The organism is Paenibacillus sp. PastF-3 (assembly GCF_029893135.1).
In the GTDB taxonomy this organism is placed as follows: domain Bacteria; phylum Bacillota; class Bacilli; order Paenibacillales; family Paenibacillaceae; genus Paenibacillus_AQ; species Paenibacillus_AQ nitricinens.
The window spans coordinates 1-12,301 of sequence record NZ_JARXWM010000019.1; the positions used below are offsets into that span (position 1 = coordinate 1).

9 protein-coding genes are annotated in these 12,301 nt (G+C 37.8%); 8 read left to right on the forward strand and 1 reads right to left on the reverse strand.

The annotated features are described in order from the left end of the window. The first annotated feature begins 305 nt into the window (after positions 1–305). The 8 genes from M2444_RS27055 to M2444_RS27090 all read left to right on the forward strand — a co-directional run bounded on the left by M2444_RS27055 (position 306) and on the right by M2444_RS27090 (position 10,868). Positions 306–1,304, forward strand: a complete 999-nt coding sequence (locus M2444_RS27055) for a DNA cytosine methyltransferase (protein WP_280788604.1) — start codon at positions 306–308, stop codon at positions 1,302–1,304. Between the two features lie 330 nt (positions 1,305–1,634). Next, on the forward strand, positions 1,635–2,084 hold the full coding sequence (locus tag M2444_RS27060) for a hypothetical protein (protein ID WP_280788514.1): 450 nt from the start codon (positions 1,635–1,637) through the stop codon (positions 2,082–2,084). A 55-nt stretch (positions 2,085–2,139) separates the two neighbouring features. After that, complete coding sequence (locus M2444_RS27065) at positions 2,140–2,565, forward strand: hypothetical protein (RefSeq protein WP_280788515.1); 426 nt, start codon at positions 2,140–2,142, stop codon at positions 2,563–2,565. Between the two features lie 763 nt (positions 2,566–3,328). Then, complete coding sequence (locus tag M2444_RS27070) at positions 3,329–5,194, forward strand: phosphoadenosine phosphosulfate reductase domain-containing protein (RefSeq protein WP_280788516.1); 1,866 nt, start codon at positions 3,329–3,331, stop codon at positions 5,192–5,194. 105 nt (positions 5,195–5,299) lie between these two features. Next, positions 5,300–7,012: an LPD1 domain-containing protein gene (locus M2444_RS27075; protein ID WP_280788517.1), complete on the forward strand. Its 1,713-nt coding sequence runs from the start codon at positions 5,300–5,302 to the stop codon at positions 7,010–7,012. A gap of 53 nt (positions 7,013–7,065) precedes the next feature. Further along, positions 7,066–7,239, forward strand: coding sequence for an aspartyl-phosphate phosphatase Spo0E family protein (locus M2444_RS27080; protein ID WP_280788518.1), 174 nt, complete (start codon positions 7,066–7,068; stop codon positions 7,237–7,239). 533 nt (positions 7,240–7,772) lie between these two features. Beyond that, positions 7,773–9,494: a competence protein CoiA gene (locus M2444_RS27085; RefSeq protein WP_280788519.1), complete on the forward strand. Its 1,722-nt coding sequence runs from the start codon at positions 7,773–7,775 to the stop codon at positions 9,492–9,494. Between the two features lie 285 nt (positions 9,495–9,779). Further along, complete coding sequence (locus M2444_RS27090; RefSeq protein WP_280788520.1) at positions 9,780–10,868, forward strand: hypothetical protein; 1,089 nt, start codon at positions 9,780–9,782, stop codon at positions 10,866–10,868. 38 nt (positions 10,869–10,906) lie between these two features. Here M2444_RS27090 and M2444_RS27095 read toward each other — a convergent pair whose 3' ends face one another. Next, positions 10,907–11,899, reverse strand: coding sequence for a helix-turn-helix domain-containing protein (locus tag M2444_RS27095; RefSeq protein ID WP_280788521.1), 993 nt, complete (start codon positions 11,897–11,899; stop codon positions 10,907–10,909). Between the last annotated feature and the right edge of the window lie 402 nt (positions 11,900–12,301).

Here is a 12,301-nt window from a genome sequence, read left to right on the forward strand (position 1 = left end):
TCCCGAAAAAGACGGAGTTATGGACACCGATGAAGAACAATTAAACTGACTACATATATTCTATGAAATCGCGACAACTGTCTTGACAATTACCGTCATCAAGGGTTAATCGTATCAGTGGGGAAGCACGGCCACTTGTTGATACGTGTGGATCCAAATATTCATCTATTCTTTGTATTCAAGATAAAATAGAAATCAGTGTATATAAGCATGGGGACTTTTCTCAGATCATTGTTCGTCCCTTAAAATTTCGTCTGTTTGAGAGTGACACCTTTGAATCCCCTTCAGACGAGCGTATTCGCCTTCTGTCTGTATGCGCGGGAGCAGGAATAGGAACATCAATGTTTGTAGATTCTGGCTACTACACGGCAGTACAGGAGATCGAGCTAGAGGAGGATAGCGCGGAGGTTATTAAACATAATTTCCCGTACTCCTTTTTGTTTCAAGGAGATCTAAAGGATTGTCATACCGTTGCAAAGGCTGATGTAGCGTTCGTATCGCTAGATTGCTCCTCACATAGCAACATAGGTCCTGGTGATCAGGGATATTTTAATAATCTTATATTAGGTACGTACAAGATATTAGAGGCAGCAGAACCGAGGGTTGTTTTCTTTGAGAACGTACCCGGATTTTATGACTCAGCAAGTTTTTATGATTTAAAAGAACTCTTAACTCCGAAATATCCGTATTTCATCGGCCCTACCCAAATTAACAGTTATGATTTTGGTAGCATCGCTCTGCGAAAACGGACGTACTCTCTATTTCTACAGGATCAAGAGGACTTCGAACAATTTAGAGAGCCAAAGGCACCTATATTCCGGCGTCATAAGCTATCTCATTATTTAGATCCAGCTAATACGCAGCACAGTTGGAAGTCAGTTGACACCTGGTTTGAGAGCTTTTCTAAAAAAGTAGAAAAGAGCAACTCATGGGCGGAGCGTAGTACGAAAAAAACTTTTGTGGGTGCAGATGACATAGAGTTACAATGCATTCCAAGACGATACCGTTCTCATAGTGCAAGTAACTCTTATGTACTTAATGAAGCGGGAGATCAGTGGAGATTCTTAACCATATCTGAACTTCGAAAGATTTTCAGTATTCCGGCTTGGTTTAAGTTTCCCAAGCATGTTCCCGAATATCGAATCTATGAAATGATTGGCCAAAGCGTGTGTGGACGAGTCATAAGCGCTTACGCAAACGAGATTTGTGCGATGTTCTTCAGGCGGCATGCCGGCTTGAAAAAGCAGAAGAAAGAGTATGGAATGGCAAGAGATCAAGATGGGCAGTTTAGCTTTGCTTTCTGATCAAACTAAATATATTTCAATATTATTTGCAGGCATCCTTATCTTGTGGGATGTCTTTTTTTAATCAAATCCACATATTAGACTACTTCCTGAAGGTCATTTGCATCTCTGTTCATGCGATCCGGAAGCTGGATATATCTGATTCGCTACTACTGTATAAGAATATAAACAGTAGACTAACGGTCTGTTTTATTTTATAAGAAAAGATAATCAAGTAGATTTCTGCAAAGAAACCAATGATGAGGTCTGCACGTATCTAACTGATAACCGAACCGATGATATTCGATACCTAACGAGAACGGTTGCATCTGATTGGGGGTGAAATTTTTGATGGAGAAAATACCAAAAAATATTATGAATAGTCAAGAGATTAGAGCTATTATTGAAGAAAAAATCAGATCTGAATCTAAGAAGTATGGTAGTTTTGATGCGGCACATATGCATTACTATAATATTTTCTTTGATATCTACAATAGTTTACGTAGTGAATTCAATTCAATAAAAAAGAAATATCCTAGGTATAAGCCAATAGAGTTTATTCACTCGAAGGGGAAGTTATCAGACTACTATGAAATTGTGATTGGTAATGCGAATCAAGTAAGGGAGCATTATTATAACAATTTAACAAAAGAGGCCGATAAACGAAACGAGGCTTACTTTGAACAAATGAGAATAGAAAGTGAAGAAAAGGATAGGTTGGAATATGAAGAAAAAGTACGAAATGGAACTAATACTCCGTTAGATGATTTAATAGCAGCAGGAGGGTTTGATGGAAACTAATCAAATTTAGTAAAGAAGTAATGAGGAGGGGCTGTTACTGAAATACATCTTAGGCATGTCAAAGACACCTTCAGATGTTCGTGGTTCAAAAGAGCGTAGTCTGCGTTTAGATCTCCTTGAATTAATTACCGCCGTACGTTTTCTTCGGGAAAGTGGCTATGAATCACAAGGATATCTATGTGTTATATATGATTCGTCAAAAAAACATTTGGATCTGTGGAATCAAAAATATCATGGAGTTGACTTTGTAAAGATTATTCAGCCACGATTGACACCCAACGAATTAATCGAATTAAATCAAGAGAAGATTATTTTGTCAAAGTCTAAAGGTGGAGCAACTTCAAAAGCATGGAAGTCAAAAATAATAGGAGAGATGAATTTATCCTATTCGATAATCAAGGAGCTAGGACCAACTGTATTAGATTGCCTTGAAGAAAAACCGTTAGGTGTAAATTGGGACTATTTTGGGGTGATCTTATGAAATTAATGACCTCATCCAAAAATAACGTTATTATACTTCAGCGTATACATAATACTTTTAAGTGCATCCGAACGATTTCTAATAGGTGACTGTCGAATTCATTTTGGCAGGGCAAATAACTTACCAAAATTAAATTAAAGTTACGATAGCAAGCATTCTCTGTTATTAAGCCAATTGGTAACATTATTTCAATAAACAGCGTCAGTCTAGGACTTTATTTCCCGTCCAAGACTGACGCTGTTTTATATTGGAGCCAATCTAATAATTAATATTCTGAGTATGACCATTTATTAATTCAGAAATATACAAATCCAGTCTAAAATCTCCCAGATTGTCTGAATCTTCATCCCATTGGAGATGAACATTGGTAATGAAATTGACTTAGAAATGCCTATGTATACATATTGTATGCTGATATACATGTGAATACACGTATAAAACATCAATTTTAGCTGGGGAATTTATCTTATGATAATTATGTTTGTTTTTATCGTTTTTTTTAAATAACCCTATGAAGCAATACATTCGCTTACAAGAAAGATAATGCTAGTTTTATTAGTTTACACTTATTCCCACTTTAAGATATACTAAAGATACTTTGAAAGATATTAATTTTCTTTACCGTTAACTATTTCGGTAAAGTTGGAGCTCGCTAGTTTCATTTAGCAATATAAATAACGGGTAATATAGGAGACTTAAATACCACACGGGATTTGTGTGATGTATTTAGGTCTCTTTTTTATGCCCTAAAAAAGGAGAACTTATGGAGCATTATGAGTTTACAGAGAATCAAATCAAGGTAGCAGTTACCGAAAAACTTAAGCAATACAATGGAACAGCTACAGATGTGTGGGATTACCTAGAAAAAGAAGGCTTTTTATTTCATGGAGTGATTCGCGATTGGACAGGGGTTTTCTTTCACGGATTCTATTATGTTTTTCATCATTTTCTAAATGATGATCAACCACAAGAGGATTGTATTCCTCCGGACAGCAGAATCACATGGGATAAGCTGTTCAAAAGGGACACTGTAGCAGGAAAACTCTTTTCATTTATGGAGTCAAACAAGTTTCGTATCTTAATCCCGGAGCAAGCTGCCATCGATGCTTATCTCGATGGTGATATGGACAGTAGTTTACAAAGTCCAAAGCACAAGTTCCAAATCTACTGCTTCAAGGAGCAATGTAGTTTGCTGGTAGAACTTTACCTGCAACAGAACATCCCGCCCTATGGAGCACACTATGAACCAATCCAATATCCAGAGGATCGTTGTCAGCTTACTTTTGATTTAGATGTTCTTATTACAGACACTAAAAAAAATAAGAGAACACTTCCTGATGGAGAGAGCTTGGACGTTCTAGAAAAGGTGGATGAGGAGCTGCTAGCAGTTACGAGAGAGAGAGTTAAAAAAATCTATGATGAGCACACGCTTATTGGTCTTCTGCACTCCGGAGGGATCGATTCGAGACTGACACTTCAGCTCATGCTTGAGCATGCTCTGAAGAATCCAGATCCGACAAAGAAAATATGGGTCATATCTGCCGATACACTAGTTGAGAATCCTGGTGTCTTAAAAATCATTCATGAGTTGCGCGATACACTAAGAGCAAACTTCCCTTGGATCGAATATCACATTGTTGAACCAAAAGAAGATGAAACGCTAATGGTGTGTTTGATCGGACGTGGTTACCAAAGTCCATCCGTAAATTTCAAATATTGTGTACGAAGATTGAAGATCAATCCAGCACGCGTATTTTTGGAAAATGTATTTGTTACGGAAGGATCAGAGGAGACATGTTTGGTGCTGGGTAGTCGTGACAATGAAAGCGGGACAAGAAAAAGAAGTCTCACCAAATTTTTCGGTGATGACTTCTACGGTAGTCATCCTGTCAGTAGCATTCGTACAGCCAGCCCTATCAGAGACTGGACGAGACAGGAAGTGGTTACGTATCTTACGTACCACAGGGCACCATGGCGAAAAGGAGCTCGTAATACTGAGTTACTCTCTTTTTATAGCGGAGCTGCAGGTACAGAATGCCCTTTAGGAGCTGCTGTAGTCAATGATAACGATGCAATCATGGCCTGCGGAAAAAATTCGAGAATGGGATGCTACCTTTGTACGCTTGGTAATGATAAAAGCATGGGGAATTTAATTAAAGGAACCCATCCAGAATACGAGAAATATTATCGTTTCCGTTCCATTGTTAAGAATATTGCACAAGATATTCGGTACGGGGGGATCGTAGGAATGCAAAGAAAAGGTGGATCGGCCGCTTCAATGTTGCCGGCTAAAATCGGTCGCGGGATTGGTGATCTAACCATCGACAGTAGGACTCACATCCTTCAAGCAATGAAGCGGCTGCAAATTGAGTGGCGTGAAAGTGAAATCTTAACCGCCTATCAAATGGTTCAGCAGCGTGAGTCTGTGGAAGGATTTCCTATCACCCAACGCTTTAGGGATGCGATCTATGCACTGCTTAACCTTAAAAAGTCAGGTTTTCAGCGTATTCTTTGCAATCCGGTATTTGATCCCTATGGAACCGGTATCGACCAGTTCACTTCAGAAGACGCGGAGATTATCCAGCGTATTATGGCAGATAAGAAGAGTAAGTTGGCATCCTTGAAATAACCGTTCAAATCATAGTCAAGTTCATAGTTTTCCTTGCTTATGCGGAGCAGATAAAAATCACATCTCCCCGCATACGACGGGGAGATCTATGGAGGTTTTATAGAAATGCAACAAATATCGCTATTTGACTATTTCTCTCAGGATTATTTAAGATCATCAACAGAAAAAACTCCTTCTTTAACCCTTGTGCAACCGCCTACAAGCCATGTTGGCGGTAGAAGTAAGGAATATGCTTACGATTGCGGAGAAGAGCTTCAGGGAGCTAAGAAACATCTATCGGCTCTTGTTAAATTCTCGGGCGAGTGGCAAAAGGTCATTGAGCAAGATCCAGCGCAAGCCTATCAGTTGGTATCTAAGAATGAACTGCTGGATAACTTCAAAGCTGAAAACTTGAAAGAGTTAGGATTTACTTCTGAGGCTGCATACGGGGTAAAGCTTCTATGGAGTATGGTGAGTCAGCGTCCAGCAGACGATATCAACCAGCGGAGGTACTTTATACAAGCGGTTGAGGAGCTACAATTACGTCTTTCTAAAGCGACCACTGAACAATTGTTTAAAAATACGATTGATCAGTTCAAGAGAGAGTTTTGGAAGGCTGTTTACTCAACTAATTTACGAAAAGTAGAGATTGATCCAGAATTAATGAATTATCGATTCTGGCTTTCTTTGGGAAAACGGATTAGATTACTTTTCATCGGCAAAACTGCCGCAAAAAATTATGAGAAGCTATTGAACAAAGCATTTTCTTCAGAAGAAAGTAAAGAGTGGAACTGGGCTAATAGGGAAAAAGGCAACAAGGATGCGTCAAAGACAAAGAATCAATGGCAGCGAAAAGTACCGGAAGAGGTTGTAAGACTCTCTAATGAACCGTCAGGAGTGCGAAAACCAGAGGACTTAATAGAGGAATATGGATTTAGAGGGATTCAGTTTGGTAACTGGATGGAGGACGCAGCTGGTCGTTACCATGTTCTTAGTAGCGGAAATGCTTGGGCGGACTTAGCTGCTATTCTTCAGATTCCGCGCAAATCCATATCTTTATATGGAAAGTTAGGGTTAGCATTTGGGGCTAGAGGAAGTGGGAACGCGAGTGCTCATTTCGAACCTAAAGAGAATTTGATGAATTTAACAAAATTCAGAGGTGGAGGATCTCAGTGCCACGAATGGGCACATGCCTTGGACTTCAATCTTTATTCGTACTCTCATGATTATATGAATGGTAAGCAAACGGCCTTATCCGGAAATCAGCCAGGTAAATTCCTGCCTGAGAATATCAGTTATGCATTTGCTAACTTGATGAATACGATAAAAGAGGGAAAGGGTTTGATGCGTTTTGTTGTACCTAATCCTTTACCCGTCAATAAAACGAATTATGTTCAAGGTATCAAAGATTACCTGGTAAGAAACAACTACGACATCAACAAAACGATGTTAGATCTCAATAGTAGTCGTTATCGACTTCATTCAAAGGATTGGAAAGAAATCGGAATCATGTACTGCAACATGCTCGTACAAGAAGGAAGGGAAGTTCCAACCGAATATTTCGTTCCGACTAACTATAGCTCTTTTTATCTGGACGCCTGTGAACGGGGAGCTTACTGGAAGCGGGATCACGAATTATTTGCACGAGCTTTTGAATCTTGGATTGAGGATGAATTAGAAGAACGAGGAATAACAGATTCCTATTTGGTTACAGGTACCCGTTATGAAGGACCATATCCAATGAACGATGAACGAAAGTCAATCAATGATGCTTTTCGAAAGTGGTGGAAAGTTCTCAGTGACTCTGAGATTCTCCATAATAAAGAGTTTTGGAATTAAAGTGGCTTTGACTCTTTATCAAGGACATTAATTCTGGGAGGGAAAACTCAGTGGTGAATGAATCATTGAATCTTAAAAAAGCGATAGAGGATCAACGAACTGAACTAAATAGAGTTGGGTTGGAAAGTGGATTAACCTCAAATGAGGTGTTAAAAAAGTCAAAAGACTTAGATACATTGCTTAATCAATATAATAAATTAAATAAATTGAAACGTGCGGCTGAATAGCCGTGCGTTTTTTTGTTGATGACTCCTTTAATGATCTTCTTATTTATAAGGATTAATAAATAAGTCTTATTTAGTTCTTATTATTTCTTCTCAATATTTGAGAGGGAGTTACTCAGATTTTGAGAAGGGGTATCTCAGATTTTGAAGGATAGTATCTCAAATTTCGAGAAGCTGAATCGCTTATAAAAAATTGAAACTCTGCCTTTCAAAATTTGAGAAGCGGTAAATTTGAGTATAATTCGCTTCTCAAATTTTGATATACGTCGTCTTTCAATTTTTGATAGGCGGCATTTCATTATTTTATAGTCTGTCTCTCAAAATTTGAGAGGCTGGATTCTATAAGAATTGTAATCAATATGATACGTCCTGAAAACAAAATACAGCTCTTTATGACCCTCTGCCATCTAGATTTCAGTGAAATAAATGGAACAATAACTTTATCCTTAAGAAGTAAAAGGGAAATTGATACTTTTGTTGAATATTGGAATTAATGTGCTGTTTTATCATTATTTAAAGATGGCTGGTGAATTGCTTTGTTTATCGCAGTAAATGAATCCCAACAACGATTTTGTTCTTTCGAGGAAGATGAAGTCCTCATGCGATCACTTTCCAAATCTTGTTCTTTACTTTGTCCGGATTGTCACTCGATGGTAATATATCGGGCAGGCTCTAAGAAGCCACACTTTGCACATCACAAGGTTTGCATCAATCCGAACCCTTATAGTGAACCAGAGTCCGATACGCACCGTATTGGTAAATTCCTTTTATATACCTGGTTAAAGGGAATTTATCCTAAGAGTGAGGTTCAGATGGAGTATTATCTTTTCGAAACAAAGCAACGTTCCGACATCATGGTAATACATCCAGATGGAGCGAGATGGGCTTTTGAATTTCAGTGTTCAAAAATTACCGGTGCTCTTTGGCTAGAGCGACACATGCTTTATGAATCGGCAAACGTCCAAGATTTTTGGATTCTTAACCATCAGATTGTTCGTTCAGTCGATGATAATAATATTCGATTTATTGGTTTGGAGGATTCAATTTACAAAAAGCAAAGTTACTTAGCTTATCTAGATGTACCGAATGAAAGAGTTAGGATACTTGCTGGTATAGGTACCTATAGATTTAAATCCTTCCAATCAACCTTAGACGAAATGTATATACACGATCATAGGTTATGGATAAAAGAGTATTCTGACTTTTTTGAATGGATAGATCGAGAAAAAGAGGAACATCAACGGAATAAAATAGAAAAGGCTCGGCAAAAGGCAATCAATGAGGAAATCACAGCTAGGCGAGAACAGATTGAGAATGAAAAAAAACAGAGGGACATGAAAATTTATTATCGAGATATCCTTTCTGAACGTATTGCGCTCACAAAGAATATGACGGAAAAAGAGAAAACAATATTCCTACGTCTAACGAAAAAATACAATATCATCCCAGAGAATTTTCCCGCGATGCTACATGTAGAGGTTCAATATTCTGATTTAATTAAGACCCCAAAGCAAATGTGGCAGTTATGGGTGTTTGATGACATCATTAGTCAGTGGGATTATTTCATCCGGAAAAACAAAGATCCGAAGGTATGGTTAGATAATACTAAAAATAGATTCATGAAACTTAAGGAAAACGGGTTTCTTCGTATAAAATTCAATTCTAATGAGCGCGCGAACTACATTTTCACACTTTATAATTATATTGAGCGATTAAATGAATGTGGTGTATTAGAGAATTTAGGGAGTACAACTGTGAAATATCAACGAATTCGCGCCAATCATCTGCCTTTACTTAATTCTCATAGAGAAAATATACTTCTTAAGATGTATCTGGAGGGCTATCAACACGAGAGTGTAGCTACAATCGGACAACAGTTTATGGAATCCATGTGGACTGTCCAGGATAGAAGTAACAAAGTTCTATCATCACATGATATTCTTAAGCCATCAAACATCTTAACAGTAGCTAGGAGCGAGGTCAGCACAACCAGCAAACACGGTGTTAGAGATGATGGAACTAGGCTAATAACTGATAAGGTTGTAATTCTGAAGATCATTGATGAAGTTCGTGTCATGTCAAAGGTGAGCGAGCTGCCACTAAACATCATCTTCATGCTTGAGAACAAATGCCGCAGTATTATACGATCATATCTTCTGTGTGAGCACATGACAGAATCTAATTTCATTTATCTAAGTGAGGTACTAAGCGAAGCACAAAAATATATTCTGTCATGGGAAAATAAAATCTCAGACTGAAACTGTCATTAATCTAACTTAAGATCGTTAAACAAACACGAATATGCTAAGTTATGATAATATTGGCAATATATATAATCTCAAAGAAAATACATAAATCATGTTGTTATACGATGTTATTGGATTAGAGTGTCTATGATCTGTAGATAGACGCCCAGATCTGTAAAACTTACAGAAATCGAGTTCTACATGTATGGCGAGTAAAAATCCATCCAGCAGGAATATTGATACTTGGACAAGCATAATGACGGATTGTATTGTAGGTGAGAACAGGGAGCTGAAATATTGGATAACTTAATTAAAATAGACTATGTAACAGATATCTTTTATCTTGGGTTAGAAGATGATGATTGTCATATCTTAATTGATGAAGTGGAATACGGTACGTGGGATGAGTTTGATCAAATTAATCTTGAATTCGAGAAACCTCGTTACCGCAATGTTCGTGAAAAGCTTGGACTTATTTTAGAACTGATCCAACACAGTGATCAAGTTCAATATACATTTCCTCCGAGAACCAAGCATGAAATGAATGGTGGGGTTAAGATTGCATCACGTCGGGGAGCCCGCCTTCAAGAAGTGGAAGTATTTAATCTCTATTTTCGTTTTCGCTCTCATTTAGCAGGTGATGGAATTGCACTTATGTATAAGTCTCCTTCTTCTCCAAAAGAACGGATTATTCTTTTGCCTGATGATACCGAACAAAGGTATATTGAAGAGCAGCAACTCTACCTGAAAGAAGCTAGATCTCTTATTTTAAAAGGACAAATGGATACAGATGAACAGAATAATTTGCTCGAAAATCTCAGGTTGTTGAATGTCCACGAGCGCTGCGCTCAATCGCTAGAACATGAATTTGGCCATGTTCTTAACGTTCGTGAGTTCGAATCATTAAAAATAACACCTAATGATGTGATTTTGATCTATAAATGGTTTCAAAATACAGGGTATATGTTTAATGTTGATAAACGGTTCCCAGATTTCGGAGGCCTTTTAGTAGAGGATAAACTTCACGTTTTAAAAGAGGCACTCGTGGAGGATTACCGGATATCATTGAATATGGCATCTGAACGTGGTAAATTTATATTACCCAATAAATATTGTTTTTCGGGTGATTTCCAAAATCCAGACTTATTAAAAGAGGGAGTGGATCTTATGAAACGCATGTTGAATAATCAAATAACTTCTCAAGCGCGTCGGCCCGCATCCTCGTCGGATTTTGATTCCATCACCGCATTTCATGCAGTCGTTGATCGACGGAAAAAGAAAAAATGGGTAGCCGGTACGAAGTCCTTAACAGAAGATATCATTCAACGTGATTTGGAGGAACTTGAACGTTCGTCTCTAAACCAGGTTGCAGTAACGAGATTATAGAGAAAAAAGCCATCCATACGGATGGCTTTTTCGTTCATTTACACTTCATCAGAAGTGATATACCTGTATTCAATGTTTTCAAAGTCAGCTCCAGCCTGCTGTAGAGCTTCTAGAATCATTGTATGTAATTTGTCTTTCATCCAGTTAGATACAAATTCGTTCTGAGCATACACCGTGTACGATAATCCCTTTTTGATACAGAAGGAACCTTTAAGCCACGTATCATATGATGGCTTGGTCATTCTCTTACTCATTATCTCAAGTGCTGCATTCCAAATAAGCTTATCATCTTCAGTTATAGTCTTCTCTAGCATCTTAATCTGGATTTGCATCTCATTATCCAGCTCAAGGGGAGTTTTTCGTTTTCGTACGACAGTTCCAGTACTAATTACATCCTCATATACCTCGCTATAATCGATAGATGGATCCAGATTAAGAATTTGATCAAACTGCTCTATAATGGATTGCATGTATCGATCGTGATCAAGCTTTAATTCTGCCGGCAGCTGCTCATAAAGATCCATAGGGAGGAAGGGGACCTTTTTTCTCACCTTGAACAGAGGGCTTTCTTCCATATTGTTCTTGTCTGCATTCTGAACGTTAAACATGAGAACAAAACCATAGTTTTCAAGGATAGTCATATATTTTTTTACTGTATTCCGGCTTTTATTCATCTTTTGAGAGATGAGGTTGAGGTCTGGCCAACAGTAATCCTTGTCACCATAACAATAACGTTTGAGATGCCCATAGAGTGCGATACCTTCTGCAGATAAAAAATGCCCCCAGTAATCGAATATGTAGTTACTAATTATTGTCATATGACCGTCTACGTAGGGGATGGCTTGCCCGTGTTTATCTAATGAAAAACGTCTCACTTCATCTTCAGTGATATAGATCTTTTCAATCTCTTTTTGCATATAGATTTGATCTGCATTTCCAACTCTACGGATTTTTGATTCCTCAGCACCTGTTTGACGATAACGATAGTAGCTTAGCTTATAATTCGTACCCTTAAGGTTCCTTTCAAGCATAAAAAAACTCTCCTTTTACGTCCCTAAAAAAAGGCAACATTGAAGAAGAGTAGGCACTTCACTTTTCAAAAAGTCTGTGATAGAATAAAATCACAAATACTAATAAGTGAAGTTCCTATTCCTCTAACATTTATTCTCGACGCTTGGCGGCCGCAGAGATTAAATGTACTCGCGATAGGGACTTTTTTTCTATTTATTTTACTCATATATTTGGTAGCAGCTAAAACATTTTCATCAAAAATTGATACTCTGGTTAAACTGAAAAAACACACAATTAAAATTGTGTGCGACAAAATAAAGGGTTAAAAATCTTCCATTTTTTATAAATGGATAGACCTATCCCTAGTCTTGCACGCACTTCGAATATAGCATAATATTTTTTTTCAGTAAAGAGAATTTTGG